The sequence below is a fragment of the Pseudoalteromonas undina genome (assembly GCF_000238275.3).
Lineage (GTDB): Bacteria > Pseudomonadota > Gammaproteobacteria > Enterobacterales > Alteromonadaceae > Pseudoalteromonas > Pseudoalteromonas undina.
This window is the reverse complement of sequence record NZ_AHCF03000003.1, coordinates 2,267,540-2,290,716: the sequence shown is the minus strand read 5'-3', so window position 1 is coordinate 2,290,716 and position 23,177 is coordinate 2,267,540. Positions and strand designations below refer to the sequence as shown.

The window sequence follows — 23,177 nt, the reverse complement described above, 5'->3', positions numbered from 1 at the left end:
GATGGCTATGATTAGAGTATTAATAATTGATGATTCGGCACTGATCAGGCAATTACTGACAGAGATACTGCAACAGGCAAAAGATATTGTGGTAGTGGGCTGTGCACAAGACCCATACGAAGCCAGAGAGATGATCAAAAAGCATAATCCGGATGTACTAACACTAGATGTTGAAATGCCAAGAATGGACGGCATTAGCTTTTTAAAAAACTTAATGCGCTTACGCCCTATGCCCGTAGTAATGATTTCCACTCTTACTCAAAAAGGCTCACCTATAACTCTAGAAGCGCTTGAACTGGGGGCGGTTGATTTTATTGCAAAACCTACGGTCAACGTTAAACAACAAATGAGTCAATATGCTGATATTGTTCAGCAAAAAGTCAGGGTAGCGGCTAGTGCACGGGTTCGAGGCTACAAAAAAACTAGTACTGTAGCAGAGCCTATACCCACCAATGCCGAATTTTTAGTAAATAAAGTGATTGCAATCGGTGCATCAACAGGGGGAACCGAGGCGATAAAAGAAGTGCTTATACGTATGCCCAAAAATTGCCCTCCTATTGTAATAACGCAGCATATCCCTCCCGTATTTAGCACCTCATTTGCAGAGCGGATGCAGCGTACTTGTACTATTAACGTAAAGGAAGCTCAGCAAGGCGATAAACTGGTCGCAGGTTGCGCTTATATAGCTCCGGGTGGACTTCATTTACGAATTTGTAAACAAGGTAGTGCTTTATATTGTCAGCTTTATGATGGAGAGACGGTTAATAGACATAAACCCGCGGTGGATGTTTTATTTAACTCATTACTGGAAATAGGTGCAAAGCATATTGTTGCCACACTATTAACCGGTATGGGAAGTGATGGTGCAAAAGGATTGCTCGCATTAAAGCAACAAGGTGCATACACACTTGCGCAAGATGAGTATTCGTCTGTGGTATGGGGTATGCCCAAAGCTGCTATTGATATGGGGGCAGCAAATGAAGTCGTACCGCTGGAGAAAATGACCCAGCGGTTATTAAATCAAGTAATAAAAAGTAAAACTTAGTTGATCACCCAAGGCTGTGAAAACCAATAATAACTGCCGGTTTGTTTTATTGATGGAGCCGTGCAGTTAAAGCGAGACCGGCCTTTATTAAGCTGTTTTGGCGATGTTACCTCAACTGTATTATCGTCTAACCAATTTAAATTAGCTTGACCAACGCTTGACACATAACAGGCAAATTGACTCTTATGAAAGTCATTTGTCTCAAGTTTTATTGTGAGTGACGGTGGATTTTGTGAAGTGACACTATCTTCATAGGTTAGCTTATTAATGGTAAAGGCAGTTGAATTTATCTTGGTAATTAACGTCTCTAGCTTGCTATAAAAACCTGAAGCTGGGAAGCGCGGTAAGCGACTAAAGTTAGAGTGTTGATTAACGGCTCCTGAGTGCTGGCCAATACCAATAAAGCCTAGTTCTGTAACGAGTGCTTGCAGTTGGTTGTTAAACTCTCCGTATGGGTAGGCAAGATATTTATAATCGTGACCTATTTCCTCTTTAATACGCTGTTGTGAACTAAGAATGTCTTTTTTAGTGCGTTCGCGCCATTGGCTAGGCGTTTCATTCTCGCGCTTTTTATGTAGGTAGTTATGTTCAGCACTATGATTAGCAATGAGTGCTCCTTTTTTGGCAAGCTCCCTGAGCTTATCCCACCCCATAACATAACCCGCTTGTTCATCAATGAGTTTTGGGTTTACGAAAATAGTGTACGGGTAACCAAACTTCTCAAGAATAGGAGCTGCTTGATCGTAATTATTGTTGTAACCATCATCAAAGGTAATCGCGATTGTTTTGTTCTCTAAAGCCTTACCTTGTTGTAATGCACTAATCAGTTCATTTAATGGAATAACGTTAAAGTTATGCTCTTTTAAATAATTTAAGTGTTTTGTAAAAGTGTTGGCACTCACGCTGGTGACAGCGGGAAGGGTTTCACTGACGTGATGATACTGTAGAATAACAGCTGCTTGCGCGCGTAAAGAACCACAAATCAGGAATAATAATACTAAATGAAACAATTTCTTATACATAATAAAGCACACCATAAAAGCTTGTTGTTGTTAGCCGGTCCGATGATATTATCAAATATTACCGTCCCGTTGTTAGGAATTGTTGATACGGCAGTGATCGGTCATTTGGGGAGTGCGCATTATTTAGCGGGAATAGCCTTAGGCTCTACTGTGATCTCCATTTTATTTTGGCTTGCTGGTTTTTTGAGAATGAGTACCACTGGGCTGGTGGCTCAGGCTTATGGTAAAAATGATTTAACTCAGCTTGCAGCCTTACTTAAACGCAGTTTATTGTTAGCCACTTCGGTTGCCTTACTCCTTATTTTACTGTCACCCCTTATAAAACATGCTATTGCGTATTTATCAGCTGCCAATAGCGATGTGCTCAATGAAGCCTATCGGTATTTTAGTATTCGTATTTATAGCGCCCCTGCAGCGCTATGCAACTTAGTTTTACTAGGCTGGATGTTGGGCGTGCACTATGGGCGAGGGCCATTTTATTTACTGTTAGTCACTAACATTACTAATATTGTGCTCGATATTTATTTTGTAGTGTACCTTGATTGGGCGGTTGCTGGGGCTGCGTGGGCATCACTTATTGCTGACTATATCGCGCTTGTATTTGCCTTATTGCTAGTGGCTCAACTTGCTAAAAAGCATGGTATGAGTTTGGCTGTAGCAAATTGGTTTAGTGTGGAAAAAATGGCAGGACTACTGAGCTTAAACCGCGATATTTTTATTCGTTCTTTAGTGCTGCAGTTATGCTTTAGCTTTATGACCTTTTATGCTGCTCGCCTAGGTGAAACCACATTGGCCGCTAATGCAGTCCTACTCAATTTTTTAATGTTAGTTAGCTTTGCACTTGATGGAATTGCCTATGCAAGTGAGGCCAAAGTAGGTCAAGCTAAAGGTCAACAAAGTGTCGAGAAGATAAGGCTATGGGTAAAAATCAGTGTATTTTGGGGCATGTTATTTGGCATTTTATATAGTGTGTTTTTTATAGTATTTGGCAGCAGCATTATTAAGCTATTAACTAATGTACCAGAGGTTATTGACGAGGCCATTCACTACTTACCTTGGGTAATTGCATTGCCTATTTTAGCTATGAGCTGCTTTTTGTTTGATGGTATTTTTGTTGGCCTGACCCGCGCTAAAGCGATGCGAAATAGTATGTTGCTTTCAGCAGTTGTAGGCTTTTTTGGGGTGTTTTGGCTATTTCAGGATTGGCAAAATAATGGGTTATGGTTAGCTATGAGTTGTTTTATGCTTATGCGAGGCGTTACGCTTATCGTTAAATATCAACAATTAAAAGCTAACAATCAATTACTTAAATAAGCGAATTGATATAAACCGTTACTTCCAAAGGTCGGGGTCGTTATTTTTGGAAGGGATATTTTTTAATACTTGAGAAAAGCGGTTAGCAAAAATACCCGCATAGCCCCAAAAAGCAAAAAATAAAGCGGGGGCTAAAATAACCAAGCCGATAACTTGCAAACTGTAATGGCTGTAATAGCCCACAGCGATAAATATCACGGCTAGCACAAACAGTGCTAGCCCGCGAAAAAAGCGCTTTAAACTCAACTTAGGGTCGCTCCCTAAGCGGTAAATAAGTGGCTTTAGCATAATGAATTAATGCTTAGTAGTAAGAATGCTCGCCTGCTTCATGATCGGTAATGTCAGACACACCGGTGATTTCATCAAACTTAGCAATCATTTCTTTTTCAATGCCTTCTTTTAGTGTGACATCGATCATAGAACACCCATTACAACCACCACCAAACTGAAGTACAGCAACACCAGCTGCAGTGATCTCTACCAAGCTAACTTGGCCGCCATGGTTGGCAAGTTGTGGGTTTACTTCAGTTTCTAGCATGTGCTGCACACGCTCATTCAAGCTGGCATCTTCACCTAGTTTACGTGCTTTAGCATTAGGTGCTTTAAGAGTTAACTGTGTGCCCATTTTGTCGGTAACAAAATCAATTTCAGCTTCGGCTAAAAAAGGCGCGCTTTCAGCATCAACAACCGCATCAAAGCCGTTAAAATTTAGGCGAATATCGCTCTCTTCTACCGCGTCTTCTGGACAATAAGAAACACCACATTCAGCTTGTGATGTACCAGGGTTAACAACAAACACACGAATATTCGTTTGTTGAGATTGATCTGCTAATAGCTTAGCAAAATGCGCTTGCGCTGTTTCGGAAATAGAAATCATAATACCGTCTATACTTGACTAAATTACTCGGATACTGCATATCATACTCCGCTCATCGTGTTGCGGCTAGTGTTGAGCGTAAAAAGTTGGCATCTATTTTAAGCAATGGTAGCGTGCAATTAACAAACATTTTTAGAGTGATTTATATGCGCTTCATATTAACAATAATGATGGTGCTGGCCAGTTTTTCAAGTATGGCAAAGCCCCTGTCTTATTATTTTGAGCAACAGGTTGAATTCGATTCTACCATACCAACACCACAAGAGGTGCTGGGTTATCAAGTGGGTGAGTGGCATGTGAGACATGACCAACTTGTTCGCTACATGGAAATTTTAGCTCAAAAAAGCGATCGAATTAATTTTGAAGTAATAGGTCGTACTCATGAGCAGCGCCCGTTAGTTATGCTAACGATTACTGCGGCTAACAAATTAAAAAATATAGAAAAAACTCGCCAAGCGCACTTAGCTCGCCTAAATAATTCAAACAATAAAACAGCGGAGCAGCCAAGTGTTGTATGGATGGGTTACAGTGTTCATGGGAATGAATCATCAGGTAGTAATGCAGCTTTACTAGTCGCTTATTATTTAGCGGCAGCGCAAGGGGATGAAATAAATGAGCTACTTAACAACACGGTTATTTTACTCGACCCGTCGCTTAACCCTGACGGCTTAGCACGTTTCGCAAATTGGGCTAATAGTAATCGTGGAATGAACTTATCGTCAGATCCGCAAACCCGAGAGCATGTAGAGAGCTGGCCAAGCAGTCGAACAAACCATTATTGGTTTGATTTAAACCGTGATTGGTTGCTGTTACAGCACCCAGAGTCGCGCGCAAGGATTGCTAAGTTTCATTATTGGAAGCCTAATATTTTAACTGACTTTCATGAAATGGGGCCAAATAGTAGCTACTTTTTTCAACCGGGTATCCCAAGTCGTAAACACCCAATTACCCCTGAAGAAAATGTAAGTCTAACTAAAGCGATTGCAAATTATCACGCTAAAACATTAGATGAAAACAACGCGTTATACTTCACCGAAGAAAGCTTTGATGACTTTTATTATGGTAAAGGCTCTACCTACCCCGATGTAAATGGTGGTGTGGGTATTTTATTTGAACAAGCAAGTTCTCGTGGCCATATTCGAGAAACGATCAATGGCCCGCTAACTTTTGCGTTTACGATTAAAAACCAACTGTTAACGAGCTTATCAACGTTTAAAGCAGCGATTGATAACCGCCAAGCTTTGCTAGAGTACCAAGCTAACTTTTATAACAAAGCAGTTGAGCTTGCCAAAGATGAAGACTATCAGGGCTATATTGTTCAAGCAGATGAAGATCATACCCGTACTAACGATTTTTTAAGCATACTTAAACAACATCAAATTAATGCCTACCCAGTGAAAGAAGGGCTAAAAGCTGAAGGTAAAAACTTTACCGCTAATAGTTATTTTGTGCCGCTTGCGCAACCACAATATCGATTAGTTAAAGCTATTTTTAGTGAGCAACAAAACTTTGCCGATAACACCTTTTACGATGTGTCGGGTTGGACATTAGCGCATGCGTTTAATTTACCATTTGCTAAAGTAAACAGCCGCTGGGGATTAGAGGTAGAAAAAACAGCTTGGCAAAAACCAAAGCAGCCAGAGTTAGCGTCACTGACTAAAAATTACGCCTATGGATTTGCATGGAATGACATGCAAGCTCCCAAAATGCTCAATAGTCTGTTACAGCAAGGCATTAAAGCTCGTGTTGCATTAAAACCATTAACAGCAGTATCAACCAATGCAGAAGTAAACTTTGACGCAGGTAGTATTATTATTCCAGCAGGACTTCAAACTGACACCAACTGGGTGACAAAGTTAAACCAAGCACAAAGCCAGTTTGGGATTGAAGTTAAACCAATTACTACCGGTTTAACTAGTAAAGGTGCTGATTTAGGGTCTCGCTCTATGGCTGTGGTTTCTGCACCTAAGGTGTTATTGGTTGGTGGTAAAGGCGTGAGCCAATATGAAGCGGGTGAAGTGTGGTACTACCTAGACCGTTTTGTGGGTGTAGCGCCAACCATTGTTGAAATGGAGCGTTTAGCGTCTTTAGAGCTCAGTAATTACAGCCATATTGTGTTGCCACATGGTAACTATTCTACTTTATCTGATTCCGATAAAGTTGCTATAAAAAGCTGGGTAAGGAAAGGTGGTGTTATTTGGGGGCACAAAGGCGGAGCTAAGTTTTTAGCCGATCAACAGCTATTAAAAGCAAGCTACTTATCGCGTAGAGATGTGGCTAGTGCATTTGATACTCAAGGTTTAAAGTATGCAGACAAAGACCACCTAGCAGGTCGTCAGCGTATTGCAGGTGCGATATTTAATACCAAGGTAGATACAACTCACCCACTAATGTTTTCATTTAAGCGTGACACACTACCCGTATTTAAAAATAGTACTTGGCTACTTGAAGCCTCTGAAGCACCATTTGTAAATATACTTACCTATACACAGCAGCCGCTACTTGCTGGTTTTACTGATGCAATAAATGTAGAGCAAGTGGCTGGTGGGGCAGCGTTAATGGCACACTCTTATGGTCGAGGTAGTGTTATTGCGATGACAGATAACCCTGTATTTAGAGGGTACTGGTATGGTACCAGCCGATTATTAAGTAATGCTTTATTTTTTGGTCACACCTTTCGCGTGAGTGGAAACTAACACGCCCTAAAGTGGCGTTAAGCACGTGGTAAATGCCCATACGTGTTTAGCGCCGGCTTCTTTTAACGATAAGGTGGCTGCATTAAGAGTTGCTCCTGTAGTCATAATATCATCGATAATTACTACCGTTTTTCCCTCTAAATTAATTTTGCATGAAAAAGCCTGCTGTAAATTTTTAACTCTTTTAGCTTTGCTTAATTGTGATTGTGCCGAGGTGTGTTTATGGCGAAGCAACGCATTATTTAATACTTTATTTGACCCTAAACAGGGCTGCCATACTTGGGTGACTTGATTAAACCCACGCGTTAAAAAGCGCGCTTTATGTAAAGGTAAAATTATAAATGCATCAACAGCGGCAGGGTGTTTAGTCATAAAAACCCTAAGTTGTTTTTTTATGACTTGCTGTAGTGCTTTTTTATAATGGATTTGATTATTAAATTTAAGCTGCTTTAACCATAAATCAAAAGGGGGCTGGTAAAAAGCACAGGCAAACAGCTTTTCAAAGTTGCAGTTAGGAAACATTTCTACAATATCAGGGCGGTAAAATAAATTGTCATGCTCGGCCAAATCTAGCAATGGCAAGTCATCTAAACAAAATTGACACAGTCCCATTGAGCTATGAATTTGACTTTGACATAACACACAGTAAGAGGGGAATAGCCAATCACTTAGGCTGAGTTTCATTCGCTGATGATCCTCATTACAAACTCCTTTTAAAGCGCTATCATAGAACTCAAGTTTGGTTAAGGTTAGGCAAATATGCAAAATGAATGTGTGTTGTTACATGGTTGGGGAATGAGCCAAGGTGTGTGGCAGTTAATAAAACCAGAATTAGAGTTTTTATATTCAGGTAAAGTGCGCTGTTTGGATTTACCCGGTTATGGTGATAATAACGCCTCTTTAAGCCCATATACATTACACGATGCTGCAAAGCAGGTGAGTGAGCAGTTAAAGCCACAGTCGGTACTAATGGGGTGGTCTTTAGGTGGGTTGTTTGCTATTTATATTGCCAAACATTGGCCAGAAAAAGTATCAAAAGTCATTTTAGTTGCTTCAACGCCCTTTTTTGCAGAGCAATTACCATGGGCTGGCATTAAGCCTAAAGTATTAAAACAGTTCAAAGAGCAGTTGTTGCAAGAGCGTTCAAAAACGATAGAGCGTTTTTTGGCAATTCAGGCAATGGGCAGTGAGTCTGCTCGAGATGATATAAAACAGCTAAAGCAGTTATTGAGTCAGTCACCGCCTCCGAATAACGAGGCTTTAAGTGCAGGGCTGGAAATATTGCAAAATGAAGATTTACGCGAATTATTTGCTCAATGCCCAGTGACTATACGCGGCATTTTTGGGCGCTTAGACTCTCTTGTTCCTTATCGGGTTATTGAGAAAATGGTGGCACTTAATGCTGACTTTGAGTACGAAGTGATAGACAAAGCATCGCATGCGCCTTTTATTTCTCATAAAAGTGAATTTTTATCTGCCGTTAAATCAATGCTTTGAAGCAAAGCCATGATTACTGCGGTTTAAAGCTTTATTTTGCGTGATTTTTGAGCGATAATTAAACAATATTTATTTGCTGGAGGTTTATTATTATGCTAATAGGATCTGTATTCAATAGTGGTGTTGAAGGGTTTAATAGAGCCAGCCAAGGAATTGAAAAAGCCAGCGCTGAGATTAATCGTGCCAGCATAGAGCAGCAAGACGACTCTCAACTAGCGCAGCAACGTCAATTAACGGCCGCTCGCCCTGAAGAAGCAGTCACCGCGCCAGTATCTCAACCTGCACGAATTGATGATGCGTTAGTAAACTTAAAAGTTGAAGAGTTTAATGCTAAGGCAAACACGCAATCTATCCAAACTGCAGATGACGTATTAGGCACTTTAGTCGATATTAAAGTGTAATTTCTCATGAATATCGTCACGCCGTTTCCGTCTATTAATATAAACACCGCAAATGTTTATACGGAGACTGCTCGGCGTGACAACCAGCTACGTGAAGTCATTCCCCCAGCCGCTGCAAACACCGCAGGTAGCACTGAAAACAAAGCTCAAAGTGATGCAGAAAAAGCCAAACTGCCAGGTAATAGCGACAGCTCAACCTACAATGCGAGTGGCAAAATTGCAGACGATAAAACGATTGCGCAACGCGAAGGCAATGCAGATAGCGATCAAGATAATGCCGAGCAAGAAAAACAACAAGCTGCAGAAGAAGTTAGTGAGCAAGAAGAACTGCAACTTGAGCAAGAATTACAGCAAATTAAAGAACTTAAAGCGCGCGACACTGAAGTACGAACACATGAGCAAGCGCATGCCGCTGTGGGTGGACAATATGCGGGCTCTCCTAGCTACGAATATCAAAGAGGGCCCGATGGTACTAACTATGCGGTAGGTGGTGAAGTACCGATAGATGTTGGGGTTATCAATGGCGACCCTCAAGCAACTATTGATAAAATGCAAACGGTACGTGCTGCAGCACTCGCGCCGGCTGAGCCTTCAGGTGCCGATAGGGCAATTGCGGCAGATGCCACTCAAAAGATAGCCGCAGCACAAGCTGAGTTAGCTTCAGCTGATGACGAAGATAGCAGCGAAGATAAAAGCAGAGTCAGTGCGTCGTTTTCTAACAGTGAAAGTTCAGAAGTAAAAACTGCTAAAAGCGAAGAGCAATCGCGTGATGTTGAAGTAGAAGCGCGTGCTGGGCGCATTGCTAGTTTTTATCAACTGGCTACATCACCTGCGACTCAAAGCCAATTCTCAGCACAAATTTAAACTAAACCTTATATTTAATAGCCATAAAAAAACCGCCTAAGCGGTTTTTTTATGGGGTCATTTTATTTTTTCACTTTCGCATTGGCAAAGGCATCAGCAAACGCATTTCCCATCATGGCATTGCCTGTGTCGCGCTTAGGTTTGGGCGCTCGCGATTGGTTTGCATTGTTACCACGTGGCTTTTGCGGCGCCGCAGGGGCAGCTTTATTGCTAGTGTCTATCTCGTCATCTAGGCGCATGGTAAAGCTAATACGTTTACGTGCAGCGTCAACCTCAACCACTTTCACTTTAACAATGTCACCAGCTTTAACCACTTCTCGTGGGTCTGAAATAAACTTATTAGTAATAGCCGAAATATGCACTAGTCCATCTTGATGTACGCCAACATCCACAAATGCGCCAAAATTAGCTACGTTCGATACCACGCCTTCTAAAATCATTCCTGGTTTTAAATCACTAATTTTTTCAATGCCTGCTTTAAACTCAGCAGTTTTAAATTCAGGGCGTGGATCGCGACCCGGCTTATCAAGCTCGCTAATAATATCGGTCACAGTAGGCAGACCAAATTTATCGTCAATATAGTCATTTGCAGCGAGCTTATTTAAAAACTCTTTGTTACCAATGAGGTTATTTACGTCTACCTGATTGTGCTCACAAATACGCTTAACGATAGGGTATGCTTCAGGGTGAACTGATGAGTTGTCTAGTGGATCGCTGCCATTGTTAATGCGTAAAAAGCCGGCTGCTTGTTCAAATGCTTTTGGCCCTAAGCGCTCTACTTTTTTCAACTGACTACGTTTTGTAAATGACCCGTTTGTATCACGGTAGCTTACAATGTTTTGCGCTAAGGTTTTGTTTAAACCAGAAACACGTGCAAGTAAAGGTACAGAGGCCATATTTAAATCAACCCCCACACTGTTTACACAGTCTTCTACCACTGAGATTAGACTTTGTCCTAGTTGGCTTTGTGATACATCATGTTGATATTGGCCTACACCAATAGACTTAGGCTCTATTTTAACCAACTCAGCCAATGGGTCTTGAAGGCGACGCGCAATAGATACGGCACCACGTAAAGATACATCTAGATCTGGAAATTCATTAGCAGCAAACTCAGAAGCAGAGTAAACCGAAGCGCCGGCCTCACTGACCATGATTTTATTTAGTTTAAGCTCAGTATTGGCTTTGATAAGTTCGCCAACTAGTTTATCTGATTCGCGAGAAGCGGTACCGTTACCAATCGCAATGAGCTCAACTTTATGTTGGCGACATAATTGTTCGAGCGTGCGTAATGATTTATCCCAATGATTTTGTGGTGCATGTGGGAAAATCGTTTGGGTAGCAAGCAGTTTACCTGTGCTATCAACCACGGCAATTTTACAACCAGTACGTAAACCAGGATCTAAGCCTAACGTAGTACGAGGGCCTGCAGGGGCTGCCATTAATAAGTCTTTTAAGTTTTTAGCAAATACATCAATGGCACCGGTTTCGGCCTTTTCACGCATTGCGGCTAAAAATTCATTTTCTAAATGTAATCCAAGCTTAATTTTCCACGCCCATTGCACTACAGTTAATAACCAAGCGCTGGCAGGTTTGTTTTTAATATCTAGGCGGTAATGATCGCTGATCATCTGTGCACACAATTGCGCTGGGTTTTCAGCGTTAGGCTCAGGATTAATAGTTAACTGTAAAATACCTTCGTTACGTGCTCTTAGCATGGCTAATGCTCGATGCGAGGGGACTTTTTTTAATGGTTCTTGATGTTCAAAGTAGTCTCGGTATTTAGCCCCCGCTTGTTCTTGGCCATCAATAAGTTTACTTTCAATCGCTCCATTTTGACTAATATGACTTCTAAATTTAGCGAGTAATTTAGCGTCTTCAGCAAAGCGCTCCATCAAAATAAACTTAGCACCATCAAGCGCTGCTTTAGTATCGACAATCGCTTTTTCGGCATTAATAAATTTTGCAGCCTCAGCGTCTGGGTCAAGCATTGGATCGTTAAATAACGCATCAGCTAGTGGTTCTAAACCAGCTTCAATAGCTATTTGACCTTTAGTGCGGCGCTTTGCTTTATAAGGCAAATATAAGTCTTCTAGTTCGGTTTTACTTTGTGCAGCTTTAATATCAGCCGCTAATTCAGCACTAAGCTTATTTTGTGATTCTATCGTCGACAGGATAAATCCACGACGCTCTTCAAGTTCACGCAAATAAGATAAACGTTGTTCTAGAAGGCGTAGTTGGGTGTCATCTAATCCACCGGTCACTTCTTTTCTGTAACGGGCAATAAAGGGGACTGTTGCGCCTTCATCAAGTAACTTTGTTGCTGCAACCACTTGTTGCTGCTGTGCATTTAGCTCCGTTGCTAAACGTGCAGAGATATCGCTCATGCAAAAACCTTTTAATACAAAAAATAAGACCAGCTAAAAAGTTAACTGATGCGTCAATGTCTTGAATAATATCACAGGGGAGGGTAATAAAAAGCTCTTAAAGCAAGCTATTTTACTTGCTTTAAGATGCCATTGCTGGGGCAATAAAAAGCGGATTTAGTGAGGGTGCTCTACACTTTCGAGTACTTCACTAAATGTGTGCGCTATTGGGCTAATATGAACAGGAATTTGCAGCTTACGTGCTATATCGCGTGCTGAAATTAAACCACTTATTTCATTATTAGCCGCAGTAACTAATATAAACATAGCACCATGATGTTCCATAGTTTGCAGTGCATCACCGATACATGAGTAGCTTAAGCTTTTCATACTTACACCCATTAAGTTACTCAGCGGTGTCATTAAATAGCGTAAGCTAATTTCACTACGAGGCAAGCCTAAACGCTGCGATAAAATCATGATTTTTGAGCTTTGTAAATCTGCACTTGCGACAATACCAATTAGCTTTTGATGCTCATCAGTTACTAAAATAAAATCAGAAGGCTGAGTATTTAGTTGTTTTGATGCTTGTTCAATGGTTGTATCAAACGCTGCGCGCATAGGACTTGTTTGAGTAAAGCTAGTTACTATACGTGTTGCTGGAGAGGTTAAATCGATCACAGCCTCATTAGTAAAAGTATCAGCAATAGTGCCATGAGAAATATCTTGGGTACGGAGTTCTTTAAAGTTAGACATAATATCCACCTAAATAAATAGTTATACAAATTTAATAATGTTTAAAAGCAAGTTATTAAATTAAATAACGGGTGGCGCTCGCGGGTTTGCATGACTGTAGGCAGTGGCTAAAAATCGACTTTCATAATGAAAGAAAAACGCTAAAGGAAGTGGTTGGATTTCTCTAAGCGCAATAACACCAACATGAGAATCTAAATCGGTGTCGAGGTTTGCTTGGTCAGGGGAGTCACAAACAATAAATTCAGCTGGAGCAAAACCAGCATCAAGTTTGTTATTTTTAGGTGCGCCATGTAATGTCAAACTCACACTCATAAAGAGTGCAAACACGAGGGCATTTTGTAATATGCGCGCTGTTATGTTTGACATAATGGTGACCTTAATTAACTACTCTCGAGTTAATACAACATTACTTGAGTAACTTTAGTTATAGCTTACTCAGATAATATAAACAATAAAAAGTTAATATGATCTGAATCAAAACTAAGCGCTGTCATTTTTGATAGGTAATGTTATTTACGTACCACTGCTTAGCACCTTGCGGAGTCATGACCTCAAAATCATCGTCTACTTGTTTTTTTAATAGCGCTCGAGCCATTGGTGAATCGATAGAAATATAGTCGTTGCGATCATAAATTTCATCGGGGCCGACAATTCTAAAATTTTTACACTCACCGGCCTCGTTTTCTATTTCTACCCACGCTCCAAAAAAAACTTTGCCGTCTTGTACGGGTGAGTAGTCAACAATTTTTAAATCGGGGATGCGTTTTCGTAAATAGCGAACACGACGGTCAATTTGACGTAGTAAACGTTTGTTGTACTGATAGTCTGCGTTTTCAGAGCGATCACCTAGGCTAGCAGCCCAACTCACAATTTTAGTCACTTCTGGACGTTTTTCATTCCAAAGATGATCATGTTCTTGCTGCAATTGTAAATAACCTTCGCGAGTAATTAAGTTTGTTTTCACGCTGAGTTCTTGTTTAATCTTCATGAGTGGCAAGGTATTAAAATAAAGGCAGCTTGTCGAGATAAAATAGCTATCAATGAATTTGAAATGTTCAGTAACAATCTAAGCACTTAATTAGTTTTTTATTATTAAGTTTTTCATTTATATTAACGATTAATAAATTATAAAAATAAGCAACAGATTATGGGACAAGAGACAGTAAAAGTATTGGTGGTTGATGACGATAAACGTTTGCGTAGTTTGCTGGAACGTTATTTGGTAGAGCAAGGGTTTATTGTGAGAACAGCTGCTGATTCAGAGCAAATGGATAGACTAATTGAGCGTGAAAACTTTCATCTAATGGTGCTTGATTTAATGCTGCCCGGCGAAGATGGGCTTTCTATTTGCAGACGTTTACGCCAAAAAGAAAACCAAATTCCTATTGTTATGCTGACCGCCAAAGGCGATGAAGTAGACCGCATTATTGGCCTAGAACTCGGCGCTGACGATTATATTCCGAAACCGTTTAATCCTCGCGAGCTATTAGCGCGCATAAAAGCCATTTTACGTCGCCAATCAAAAGAAGTACCAGGGGCGCCTTCAGCTGAGGAGAACTTAATTGCGTTTGGTAAATTTACCCTAAATTTAGCCACCCGCGAAATGAGTGAAGGCGATAACACGGTGTCACTCACCAGTGGTGAATTTGCGGTGTTAAAAGCGTTAGTGTCTCACCCGCGTGAGCCATTAAGTCGTGATAAATTAATGAACTTAGCTAGAGGGCGAGACTACAGTGCGCTTGAGCGCAGTATTGATGTTCAAGTATCACGTCTTCGTAGAATGATCGAAGTCGATGCCGCTAACCCACGCTATATTCAAACGGTATGGGGTTTAGGTTATGTATTTGTTCCTGACGGTGAAAAGTAATCATTATGGGAATGTTTCCGCGTAGTGCGTTTGGACAAACCGTATTTTTGGTTGCCGCTTTGCTGCTTATTAACCAAATAGTTTCCTACGTCACGGTAAGTTTATATGTAGTTAAACCCACCATTGAACAAGTTAATTTAATGCTGGCTAAGCAAATTAAAACCGTGTTTATTGATTGGGAAGATGGCGTTGAAGTCACCGATGAAGTCTCTGAGAAGTTTTTTGAAATAACCGGCATTGAAGTAATGACTCAGCGTGAAGCTATGCGTCATGGTTTAGGCCAAAGTCGTGAGTATTCTGGGCTATCGCGTAGTATGTCTGAGCAATTAAATGGCTTTTCTCGGGTGCGCATTAGTCAAACTGATCCGCTTATTTATTGGGTAGAAGCCCCGCAGGCGCCGGGTTATTGGGTCAAAGTGCCGCTCACCGGATTTAAAGAAAGTAACCTTGAGTTTTTAACCTTTTATCTTTCTAGTATCGGCTTTTTAAGTGTACTAGGAGGTTGGTTATTTGCCAGGCATTTGAACCGACCACTAAAAGCATTACAACAAGCTGCGATAAAAGTAGGGGTAGGCGACTTTAGTACCAAGTTACAAGAGCAAGGGTCGAGTGAGGTTATTGAGGTAACGCGCGCCTTTAATCAAATGTCGCGAGGTATTGCTGCCCTTGAAAACGACCGTCGATTACTTATGGCCGGTGTTTCTCATGATTTACGCACACCGCTTACGCGTATTCGTTTAGCCACAGAAATGATGGTTGATGAAGATGATTATTTACGTGAAGGCATTATTTACGATATTGAAGATATGAATGGCATTATCGATCAATTTATCGAATATTTACGCCATCATAAACGTGAAGAACAAACCTGCGAAGATATTAATGCGCTCCTTGGTGAAGTCGTACAAAGTGAGCTTAAGCATCAACGGGTGATCACGTTTAAACCGAATCCTAATATTGGAAAAATTCCCATAAGTAGTGTCGCGATTAAGCGAGTAGTGACCAATATGATAGAAAATGCACTACGCTACTCAGAGGGTGATATTGAAGTACTCAGTTATTTTAATTCCAATAAAAAATATGTGGTTATTGCGGTCAACGATAGTGGTCCGGGTATTCCTGAAAGCGAGTTGGAGTCAGTATTTGAACCGTTTAAACAAGGTGATGCAGCTCGCGGTAGTGAAGGTAGCGGCCTAGGCCTTGCAATTATTAAGCGTATTATCGATATGCATGGCGGCAAGGTCGTGCTCTCTAATCGCCCTGAAGGTGGTTTAAGTGCGCAAATATACCTACCGATAAAGGTTACTAATCCAAGCTAATAACGCTATCTGCATGGTTGCAGATAGCGTTAATTTATTATCTAGAGTTCAGATTAACTACTAGAGGGCTTTAAAACGAATGGCTGTACCGCCACTGGTGGCCAATTTTAATGTGAGTTTATCATTTGCGGTAACAGTACGTTTTTCAATGCTTAAATCATAAGGATTGTTCTTCCACTCAGCGTTTTTACCGTCTTGGTAGATTTGCGCTTCAAACTGTTTATCTTTATCTAAAAAGTCGAGTTTAACCTCAATGGTGCGGGCATTTTCATCGGTAACTGCACCTAAGTACCAATCGTTCCCTGAATAGTTATCGCGCTTGCGCTCTTTGCGTGCAAATACAATAAAGTCGCCTACTTCGCCATCAAGCGCAATACTTTGTTGCCAATCGGTTGGTACGTCTTGAATAAATTGAAAAGCATCGGGTTTAGCTAAATAATTCCGTGGTAAATCCGCCGCCATTTGAATTGGGCTATACATCACCACATACAATGCTAATTGCTTTGCCAGTGTTGTTTGTGGGCGATTTGTCTCGTCCCCTAAGCCATTAAAGCTCATATCAAAAATACCTGGGGTAAAGTCCATTGGTCCTGCCAGCATACGCGTAAAGGCAAGCATGGGAATGTGTTCTGGTGGATTGGGCGGTGTGCCCCATGCGTTAAACTCTTGACCACGCGCACCTTCACGGGCAATCCAGTTAGGGTAAGTGCGGCGCAGACCCGTGTCTTTTATTGGTTCATGGGTGTTGATGCTTAGCTTGTATTTAGCGGCAAGTTTAATGTTATGTAAGTATTCATTTACCATAAATTGGCCGTCATGCCATTCAAAGCGGGCAATGCCGTTTTCATCTATGCGTTTTATATTGCCACCATCGGCCACATAACCAGTTTTTATTTGGCTTACATTTGATTTTTCGTAAAGCGCAAAAGCATCTTCCATTTGGTCGCGATAATTACTAACATTGCCAGAGGTTTCATGATGACCAATTAACTGCACCCCTTTTTCTTTACCGTACTGTGTAAGCGCTGCAATATCGAAATCGTCATAAGGCTGAGTAAAGCTAAATACATCACCATTATAAAACCAGTCGCCATCCCAACCTGTGTTCCAACCTTCAACTAATACGCCGTCAAAGCCATACTCAGCGGCAAAGTCCATATAGTATTTAGTATTTTTTGTGGTGGCACCGTGTTTTTCGCCACTGCCCCAAGTTGTTTCATTGATGTGCATTCCCCACCAAATACCTACATATTTACCTGGTTTAACCCACGACACATCACCGAGTTTATTTGGCTCATTCAGGTTTAAAATAATATCTGAATTAACTAAGTCTATCGCTCGCTCACCTATTTGAATGGTGCGCCAAGGAGTATTGAATGCGCCGCGCTTCTTAACCGCAATGCCATCAGACCACGGTGTTAAATCGGCACTAAACGTACCTGGGCGACGCTGGTTAAGCACCATCCCTGCATAATCTACCAGAGCTGCTTCATGAATGCTGACATGTACACCGTTACCATTTTTAAAGGTAAAAGGGGTATGAACAAGTGCAGCATCTTGTAAGTCTGTAGTGTTATAGACATATTCATAACGGTTCCAACCGCGAGCAGGTATCCACCATGCGGTGGTTTTATCTTTTGCGGCAATAGCAAATTCGGTCAGTTCTTTAGTAATTTCAGTTTGTTCAAAACCGGCTTGCTTAGGGACTTCATAGCGAAAACCTACACCGCTATCAAAGGCTTTAAATCGTACAGTGTATGTGCCAGCGTGGGGCGCAGGTTTATTGAAGGTAACGGCAATTTCATTGTGCTTATCAACAACGGTTTGACGCTCTCCCCAAGGTTGCTGCCATTGGCTATCGGTTTGTGAACGAGTTACTTCACTAATAACAAAACCGTCATCAAATGGTGCTTGGCTTTTAAACCTAAAACCTAAGCGTGACTGCTCAATAACAGGCTTACCATTAAAGCTAATAGAGTAATGAGGGGATGATGATTGATCAGAAATGGTAATTTTAATTTTTTGATCAGGTGATTTCAGCGTGGCTTCTTTTGCAAAAGCACTGCTTGCAAGTAAAGCAACTAGTAGTAAAGGTAATCTCATTGTGTGTCCTTGATGTCAAACCGTAGGTTATGAGCATAAAGTGATGAACACACTATTACGAGATAGCTGCATACGTATTCAATTAATTAGCTAAAAAAGAGTGTGTTAATTAATCTGCAAAACTTTATGTAATTAGTTCTATAATAAATAAAAAGAATTTAACAAGAAGAAAATATGCTGAAAATTTTACTCGCTATTTTAGGTTGTATCATTGTTTTTAAGAGTAGTGCAGCAACGGTTACTGTTTATAATAACAACCAAAAAGTTCAAGAAAATGTTGTTGTTTGGTTAGCTCCAGAGCAAGCCTCTGGCGTGAATATAAATAAATCACTTTTCACTATGACACAAAAAAATCGCCAATTTACACCACATATCTTAGTCGTTGAAAAAAACAGCCAAGTTGAATTTCCTAATGCTGACTCGATAATGCATCACGTGTATTCATTTTCTAAAAGCAAAACATTTGAATTAAAGCTTTATCGAGAACAACCACAAGATCCAATTACATTTGAACAAACAGGAGTTGTGGAGCTTGGTTGTAATATTCATGATTGGATGTTGGGTTACATTGTTGTTGTAGATAGCCCATATTATGCAATCACCAATGAGCAGGGCCTTGCATCGTTCGATATCCCAAATGGAGCCTATAAACTAAATGTTTGGCATGAAGGCTTTAGAGATATTAGCAACATAGAGTCGCAAGAAGTTGTTATAACTAACAATAAATTAAGTTATCAGTTAAAACAAAAACTAACTTTGCCTATTAGGGTTGAAGTTGATGAGTTTGACGATTATGAATAGTCTATTGGGCTTAGCCGTTGTTATTTGCTTGTTGAGTGTTTTTTCAGCCAACGCACAAGTTAAAGGTTTGCTGCAAGTAAGGGCAGTGCAAGCTGATTCACAACTAAGCTGGCAAGAGGGTGGAATTGGTTTATATCGCCATGATGCGGCTAATCAAGGTGTGGTTTTATCTCAGGGAATTATTGATTTAAGTGCAGATATAAGTTCTAGTTGGTCTGCCCATGCTGTAGTTAATTTATATCAAGACCCAAAAAGTACCTTGGGGGTTAGTCAGGCTTATCTGCAATATAAACCTTTAGTTCGCAGTGATTATAAATGGCATATTAAAGTGGGTGGCTTTTATCCACAATTGTCATTAGAAAACCCTGATATGGGCTGGTTATCTGCATATAACTATACCAATTCGGCAATTAACTCTTGGGTAGGTGAAGAGCTGCGAACGCTAGGTGTTGAAGCAACAATTAAACGCCCAGCCCGTAATTTTAATAGTGCCCATAGTTTTAGTTTGGTTGGTGCGACATTTAAAGGTAACGATCCTGCGGGGACATTACTCGCTTGGCGAGGCTTTGCTTTGCATGATCGCCAAACAACACTTAATGAGGCTCTCGCTTTTGCGCCTGTTGCGTCTTTAAATACTCCACAGTTACAATTTCAAGCAAACCAAGTTTTACCGTTTGAAGAGGTCGATGGGCGATTTGGTTATTACGTTGGTGGACATTGGGATTATTTAAAAAAGTCTCAGTTGCGAGTGTACTACTATGATAACAATGGTGACCCTGGCGCTCTTAATTATAATACGGGTCAATATGCCTGGGATACTCGATTTTTAAGTGTCGCATGGCTAAATAAATTTACACCGAAAACACGATTAATTATCCAAATAATGTCGGGTGGTACGGCTATGGGTCAAAACCGCGGCGTTGATACTCGATTTTATAGTCATTTTGCATTATTGAGTCATAAAATAAAACGCCACCGTTTCTCAGTACGTTACGATTATTTTGAGGTGACAGACAAAGACGATTGGAAGTTTGACCCTAATGCTAGTCATGGCGAGGGACTAACAGCAACTTGGCGTTATCAGCTTACACCACAATGGCAAATAGGTGTTGAGGGGTCAGCGCTTCATAGCCAAGCAGATAACCGAGTAGCTATGAATAAAGCATCGAGAATATCGCAGCAGCAAATAGCATTAAATGCTCAGTTTCGGTTTTAGTTGGAAGAATAACAAATTGAAACAGATAAGGGCTCTTGTGAGCCCTACTTTGTATTAATGGCTTTTTATTTTTTGTCAAAAGCGCGTTTCATGTAATTAGGTGTTGCGAGTGCACCGTGATGAATGCCGCCATTGTAGTATTCACTATGCTCAGCAATTATGGCTGCGCCGTCTTCTCTAAAACCGTTAAATACTTCAGATTTGCGAGCTAGCGTCACCGACCACAACCCACTTGGATAAATAGGTTGTGGGAATGGAAGAGTTTGCAAGTCGTTAAAACCAACACTTAGCATCGCTTCGCGCATTTCAACCAGAAGTGGCATATGCATTAATGGCGATTCACTTTGTTGTACGAGTATTCCACCAGGGCGAAGTGCGTTTAAACAGCTAGTATAAAACGCATGGTTAAATAAACCCTCACCAGGGCCTACCGGATCAGTTCCATCAACAATCACCACATCAATAGACTCACCAGCTGCTTCGCGCATATATTTAATGCCATCGTCAAACATCACAGTGGCACGTGGATCGTTATTTGATTCACATAACTCTGGGAAGTACTTTAACGACATTTGGGTAACTACTTCGTCAATATCGATTTGTGTCACAGTTTCTACACTTGGGTGCTTGAGTACTTCACGTAATGTACCGCAATCGCCGCCGCCAATAATAACCACATTTTTAGGGTTTGGGTGTGCTAGTAATGCTGGGTGGCTGATCATTTCATGATAAAAAAAGTTTTCACGGCTACTCACCATAGTGCAACCATCAATGATCATTAAATTACCAAAGTCTGTGGTTTCAAACATTTCTACTTTTTGAAAAGGAGACTGTTTTTCATCTAACTTTTTGTTAATACGTAATGAAAATGCGCTGCCATCGCGGTCGCTAATTTCAGTAAACCACTTACTTTGATCTAAATTTGCCATAGTTGTTGTTACACTTTTGGTTGAGTATGAAAAAAGGAGGCAATTCTGCCAGTGCTTGGGCTATTGCTCAATCAAATTTTACTCTCTTTAGCGAATAAAGTTAGCTATAAAGAGGGGAAAGTTCAATTTTTGTTAGCTTAGCAGATAGTGACGTATTAAAATGCCCCTTTACACCTAATTTAATAAAGAAGAGTTGCCATGACTTGGGGTTTAGAAACAGCACGTGCTACATACAATGTTGCTCATTGGAGCGATGGTTATTTTGATATTAACGCACAAGGTGAATTGATAGCCTATCCGGATGGCGACCAAACAAAACCTGCCATTTCTTTAAGCCAGCTTACTGAGCAATTTAAACAGCAAGGATTAACCTTACCAGTATTGGTGCGCTTTACCGATATTTTAAAAAACCGTGTAGATACGCTCACCAATGCGTTTACTCAAGCGCGAAGCAACCGTGAATATAATGGTAAATACACCTGTGTTTACCCTATAAAAGTAAATCAACAGCGTTCTGTAGTAAGTAAGCTTTTAGCACACCCAAGTGGTTTAGTGGGGCTTGAAGCCGGTTCTAAACCTGAACTAATGGCAATTTTAGGTGTGGCAAAAGAGCCTATTACTATTGTATGTAACGGCTACAAAGACAGTGAATTTTTACGTTTAGCCTGTATTGGTCAAGCAATGGGGCACAGCGTTAAAATTGTGGTTGAAAAACTCTCTGAGCTAACCACACTGCTGGAAGAAATTGATAATTTAGGTATTGAGCCTGCTATTGGTATTCGCATTCGCTTAAATTCGGTTGGTAAAGGTAAATGGCAAAATACCGGTGGTGAAAAAGGTAAGTTTGGCTTAACTGCAGGACAAGTACTCAGTGCAGTGGAAGTGCTCAAGCAACATAACAAGTTGCATTTAATGCAGATGGTACATTTTCATATTGGTTCTCAAATTGCCAATATTCGCGATATTCATCGTGCTTTGCGCGAATGTGCTCGCCATTTTGCTGAATTAACTCAATACGGTGTACCGCTCAATACTGTTGATGTGGGTGGCGGGCTTGGCGTTGACTACGAAGGTTCAGGCTCACGTAGTGCTTGCTCAATGAACTACACAGTCGAAGAATATGCGCGTAATGTAGTAAATGCATTTGCCGAGGTGTGCGACCAACATAACTTAGCTCACCCTGCAATTATTACCGAATCTGGCCGTGCTCTTACTGCACATCATGCGGTGCTTATTACCGATGTGATTGATGTTGAAAAAGCGCCAAATCATTTAAACCCAGAACCACCTGTTAAAAACAGTGCCTTAGTATTGGATGAAATGTGGCAGTGTTTACAACGTTTGAACCCGCGTATGGCATTAGAGATTTATCATGATGCAATGCACTTATTTAGTGAAGCACACGATCAATACGTACATGGTTTAGTGAGCATGCTAGAGTGGGCGAAAATAGAGCAGCTTTACTTTACTATTTTACATCGCGTTCGAGCTTCATTAAGCTCTAATGCACGAGCTCACCGCGAAGTGCTGGATGATTTAAACGAAAAACTAGCTGATAAACTGTTTGTGAATTTTTCATTATTTCAGTCGTTACCCGATGTGTGGGGCATTCAGCAGTTATTTCCGGTTATGCCCATCGAAAACCTAACGCAGCCGCTTACTCAGCGCGCTATTATCCAAGACATTACTTGTGATTCTGACGGGCAAATACGTGAGTACGTTGAAGGTGCAGGAATTGAAACCAGTTTACCTATTCCTGAATATACACAAGGTCAGCAGTATCATATTGCGATGTTTATGGTAGGGGCATACCAAGAGATTTTAGGTGACTTACATAACCTATTTGGTGATACCGATTCAGTTCATGTTGAGCTTAATGAGCAAGGGTATGTATTAACCAATGCCATCAAAGGTGACAGCGTTAAGGATGTATTAAAATTTGTTGATTATGATAGCGAGTTATTAGCTGATAACTTTGCCACTCAAATTAACGAACTTGATGTATCAGATCACTGTAAAGAAGGTTACTTAGCCGAGCTCAATGCAGGGCTTGAAGGCTACACCTATTTTGAAGATTAATTTAGTTGCATAGTTAAGCGCGGTC

The 23,177-nt window shown here is 40.8% G+C and carries 21 protein-coding genes; 11 read left to right on the top strand and 10 right to left on the bottom strand.

Annotated elements, in window-relative coordinates:
• Positions 1 to 7: 7 nt before the first annotated feature.
• Entirely contained in the window at positions 8 to 1,045 is a 1,038-nt protein-coding gene (locus PUND_RS14220; protein WP_010392406.1) for a protein-glutamate methylesterase/protein-glutamine glutaminase, read from the top strand.
• Here the strand turns inward: PUND_RS14220 and PUND_RS14215 are convergent.
• Entirely contained in the window at positions 1,042 to 2,067 is a 1,026-nt protein-coding gene (locus tag PUND_RS14215) for a polysaccharide deacetylase family protein (RefSeq protein ID WP_041709588.1), read from the bottom strand. The genes PUND_RS14220 and PUND_RS14215 overlap by 4 nt on opposite strands.
• On the opposite strand from PUND_RS14215, the gene PUND_RS14210 reads away from it, so the two are divergent.
• Positions 2,047 to 3,381: an MATE family efflux transporter gene (locus PUND_RS14210; RefSeq protein ID WP_010392411.1), complete on the top strand. Its 1,335-nt coding sequence runs from the start codon at positions 2,047 to 2,049 to the stop codon at positions 3,379 to 3,381. The genes PUND_RS14215 and PUND_RS14210 overlap by 21 nt on opposite strands.
• A gap of 18 nt (positions 3,382 to 3,399) precedes the next feature.
• Here the strand turns inward: PUND_RS14210 and PUND_RS14205 are convergent, their stop codons facing one another.
• Both PUND_RS14205 and nfuA read right to left on the bottom strand, forming a co-directional pair.
• Positions 3,400 to 3,669: a hypothetical protein gene (locus PUND_RS14205; RefSeq protein WP_008465571.1), complete on the bottom strand. Its 270-nt coding sequence runs from the start codon at positions 3,667 to 3,669 to the stop codon at positions 3,400 to 3,402.
• Between the two features lie 13 nt (positions 3,670 to 3,682).
• Positions 3,683 to 4,258: a Fe-S biogenesis protein NfuA gene (nfuA, locus tag PUND_RS14200; protein WP_008465569.1), complete on the bottom strand. Its 576-nt coding sequence runs from the start codon at positions 4,256 to 4,258 to the stop codon at positions 3,683 to 3,685.
• 146 nt (positions 4,259 to 4,404) lie between these two features.
• On the opposite strand from nfuA, the gene PUND_RS14195 reads away from it, so the two are divergent.
• Positions 4,405 to 6,954, top strand: a complete 2,550-nt coding sequence (locus PUND_RS14195; protein WP_010392414.1) for a M14 metallopeptidase family protein — start codon at positions 4,405 to 4,407, stop codon at positions 6,952 to 6,954.
• Positions 6,955 to 6,960: 6 nt separating this feature from the next.
• Here PUND_RS14195 and PUND_RS14190 read toward each other — a convergent pair whose 3' ends face one another.
• The gene (locus PUND_RS14190; RefSeq protein WP_010392416.1) at positions 6,961 to 7,638 is read right to left on the bottom strand and encodes a ComF family protein; all 678 of its coding nucleotides are present in this window, start codon (positions 7,636 to 7,638) and stop codon (positions 6,961 to 6,963) included.
• Between the two features lie 75 nt (positions 7,639 to 7,713).
• Between PUND_RS14190 and bioH the strand changes: the two genes are divergently transcribed.
• The 3 genes from bioH to PUND_RS14175 all read left to right on the top strand — a co-directional run bounded on the left by bioH (position 7,714) and on the right by PUND_RS14175 (position 9,716).
• Complete coding sequence (gene bioH, locus PUND_RS14185) at positions 7,714 to 8,451, top strand: pimeloyl-ACP methyl ester esterase BioH (RefSeq protein ID WP_010392418.1); 738 nt, start codon at positions 7,714 to 7,716, stop codon at positions 8,449 to 8,451.
• Positions 8,452 to 8,543: 92 nt separating this feature from the next.
• Positions 8,544 to 8,852 (top strand): hypothetical protein, encoded by a 309-nt coding sequence (locus PUND_RS14180; RefSeq protein ID WP_010392421.1) that lies wholly within the window; start codon positions 8,544 to 8,546, stop codon positions 8,850 to 8,852.
• Between the two features lie 6 nt (positions 8,853 to 8,858).
• On the top strand, positions 8,859 to 9,716 hold the full coding sequence (locus PUND_RS14175; RefSeq protein WP_010392423.1) for a putative metalloprotease CJM1_0395 family protein: 858 nt from the start codon (positions 8,859 to 8,861) through the stop codon (positions 9,714 to 9,716).
• 62 nt (positions 9,717 to 9,778) lie between these two features.
• Here the strand turns inward: PUND_RS14175 and PUND_RS14170 are convergent, their stop codons facing one another.
• The 4 genes from PUND_RS14170 to greB all read right to left on the bottom strand — a co-directional run bounded on the left by PUND_RS14170 (position 9,779) and on the right by greB (position 13,802).
• Positions 9,779 to 12,103, bottom strand: coding sequence for a Tex family protein (locus PUND_RS14170; protein ID WP_010392425.1), 2,325 nt, complete (start codon positions 12,101 to 12,103; stop codon positions 9,779 to 9,781).
• 156 nt (positions 12,104 to 12,259) lie between these two features.
• A complete protein-coding gene (locus PUND_RS14165) occupies positions 12,260 to 12,838 on the bottom strand; it encodes a CBS domain-containing protein (protein ID WP_010392427.1) in 579 nt (192 codons plus the stop codon).
• 60 nt (positions 12,839 to 12,898) lie between these two features.
• A complete protein-coding gene (locus tag PUND_RS14160; RefSeq protein WP_010392429.1) occupies positions 12,899 to 13,204 on the bottom strand; it encodes a hypothetical protein in 306 nt (101 codons plus the stop codon).
• A 124-nt stretch (positions 13,205 to 13,328) separates the two neighbouring features.
• Entirely contained in the window at positions 13,329 to 13,802 is a 474-nt protein-coding gene (gene greB / locus PUND_RS14155) for a transcription elongation factor GreB (RefSeq protein ID WP_010392431.1), read from the bottom strand.
• Positions 13,803 to 13,985: 183 nt separating this feature from the next.
• Between greB and ompR the strand changes: the two genes are divergently transcribed.
• The gene (gene ompR, locus PUND_RS14150; protein ID WP_010392434.1) at positions 13,986 to 14,705 is read left to right on the top strand and encodes an osmolarity response regulator transcription factor OmpR; all 720 of its coding nucleotides are present in this window, start codon (positions 13,986 to 13,988) and stop codon (positions 14,703 to 14,705) included.
• A gap of 5 nt (positions 14,706 to 14,710) precedes the next feature.
• Positions 14,711 to 16,024, top strand: coding sequence for a two-component system sensor histidine kinase EnvZ (envZ, locus tag PUND_RS14145; protein ID WP_010392436.1), 1,314 nt, complete (start codon positions 14,711 to 14,713; stop codon positions 16,022 to 16,024).
• Between the two features lie 60 nt (positions 16,025 to 16,084).
• Here the strand turns inward: envZ and PUND_RS14140 are convergent, their stop codons facing one another.
• Complete coding sequence (locus PUND_RS14140; RefSeq protein WP_010392438.1) at positions 16,085 to 18,127, bottom strand: glycoside hydrolase family 97 protein; 2,043 nt, start codon at positions 18,125 to 18,127, stop codon at positions 16,085 to 16,087.
• Between the two features lie 174 nt (positions 18,128 to 18,301).
• Between PUND_RS14140 and PUND_RS14135 the strand changes: the two genes are divergently transcribed.
• Positions 18,302 to 18,928 carry a methylamine utilization protein gene (locus tag PUND_RS14135; RefSeq protein ID WP_010392440.1) on the top strand — a complete coding sequence of 209 codons (627 nt, stop codon included), beginning with the start codon at positions 18,302 to 18,304 and terminating at the stop codon, positions 18,926 to 18,928.
• Complete coding sequence (locus PUND_RS14130; protein ID WP_010392442.1) at positions 18,906 to 20,144, top strand: hypothetical protein; 1,239 nt, start codon at positions 18,906 to 18,908, stop codon at positions 20,142 to 20,144. Before PUND_RS14135 ends, PUND_RS14130 begins: the two co-directional genes overlap by 23 nt.
• A gap of 65 nt (positions 20,145 to 20,209) precedes the next feature.
• Here PUND_RS14130 and speE read toward each other — a convergent pair whose 3' ends face one another.
• The gene (gene speE / locus PUND_RS14125) at positions 20,210 to 21,073 is read right to left on the bottom strand and encodes a polyamine aminopropyltransferase (protein WP_010392444.1); all 864 of its coding nucleotides are present in this window, start codon (positions 21,071 to 21,073) and stop codon (positions 20,210 to 20,212) included.
• Positions 21,074 to 21,271: 198 nt separating this feature from the next.
• On the opposite strand from speE, the gene speA reads away from it, so the two are divergent.
• The gene (gene speA / locus PUND_RS14120; RefSeq protein WP_010392446.1) at positions 21,272 to 23,152 is read left to right on the top strand and encodes a biosynthetic arginine decarboxylase; all 1,881 of its coding nucleotides are present in this window, start codon (positions 21,272 to 21,274) and stop codon (positions 23,150 to 23,152) included.
• Positions 23,153 to 23,177: the final 25 nt, after the last annotated feature.

Bases quoted from the DNA above. Each gene is read 5' to 3' on its own strand.
- PUND_RS14175 (WP_010392423.1), top strand. From the start codon at position 8,859: ATGAATATCGTCACGCCGTTTCCGTCTATTAATATAAACACCGCAAAT.
- PUND_RS14215 (WP_041709588.1), bottom strand. From the start codon at position 2,067: ATGTATAAGAAATTGTTTCATTTAGTATTATTATTCCTGATTTGTGGT.
- PUND_RS14195 (WP_010392414.1), top strand. From the start codon at position 4,405: ATGCGCTTCATATTAACAATAATGATGGTGCTGGCCAGTTTTTCAAGT.
- bioH (WP_010392418.1), top strand. From the start codon at position 7,714: ATGCAAAATGAATGTGTGTTGTTACATGGTTGGGGAATGAGCCAAGGT.
- PUND_RS14140 (WP_010392438.1), bottom strand. From the start codon at position 18,127: ATGAGATTACCTTTACTACTAGTTGCTTTACTTGCAAGCAGTGCTTTT.
- PUND_RS14165 (WP_010392427.1), bottom strand. From the start codon at position 12,838: ATGTCTAACTTTAAAGAACTCCGTACCCAAGATATTTCTCATGGCACT.
- PUND_RS14135 (WP_010392440.1), top strand. From the start codon at position 18,302: ATGCTGAAAATTTTACTCGCTATTTTAGGTTGTATCATTGTTTTTAAG.
- PUND_RS14205 (WP_008465571.1), bottom strand. From the start codon at position 3,669: ATGCTAAAGCCACTTATTTACCGCTTAGGGAGCGACCCTAAGTTGAGT.
- PUND_RS14190 (WP_010392416.1), bottom strand. From the start codon at position 7,638: ATGAAACTCAGCCTAAGTGATTGGCTATTCCCCTCTTACTGTGTGTTA.
- PUND_RS14130 (WP_010392442.1), top strand. From the start codon at position 18,906: ATGAGTTTGACGATTATGAATAGTCTATTGGGCTTAGCCGTTGTTATT.
- PUND_RS14220 (WP_010392406.1), top strand. From the start codon at position 8: ATGATTAGAGTATTAATAATTGATGATTCGGCACTGATCAGGCAATTA.
- PUND_RS14210 (WP_010392411.1), top strand. From the start codon at position 2,047: ATGAAACAATTTCTTATACATAATAAAGCACACCATAAAAGCTTGTTG.
- speA (WP_010392446.1), top strand. From the start codon at position 21,272: ATGACTTGGGGTTTAGAAACAGCACGTGCTACATACAATGTTGCTCAT.
- PUND_RS14180 (WP_010392421.1), top strand. From the start codon at position 8,544: ATGCTAATAGGATCTGTATTCAATAGTGGTGTTGAAGGGTTTAATAGA.
- ompR (WP_010392434.1), top strand. From the start codon at position 13,986: ATGGGACAAGAGACAGTAAAAGTATTGGTGGTTGATGACGATAAACGT.
- nfuA (WP_008465569.1), bottom strand. From the start codon at position 4,258: ATGATTTCTATTTCCGAAACAGCGCAAGCGCATTTTGCTAAGCTATTA.
- PUND_RS14170 (WP_010392425.1), bottom strand. From the start codon at position 12,103: ATGAGCGATATCTCTGCACGTTTAGCAACGGAGCTAAATGCACAGCAG.
- envZ (WP_010392436.1), top strand. From the start codon at position 14,711: ATGGGAATGTTTCCGCGTAGTGCGTTTGGACAAACCGTATTTTTGGTT.
- speE (WP_010392444.1), bottom strand. From the start codon at position 21,073: ATGGCAAATTTAGATCAAAGTAAGTGGTTTACTGAAATTAGCGACCGC.
- PUND_RS14160 (WP_010392429.1), bottom strand. From the start codon at position 13,204: ATGTCAAACATAACAGCGCGCATATTACAAAATGCCCTCGTGTTTGCA.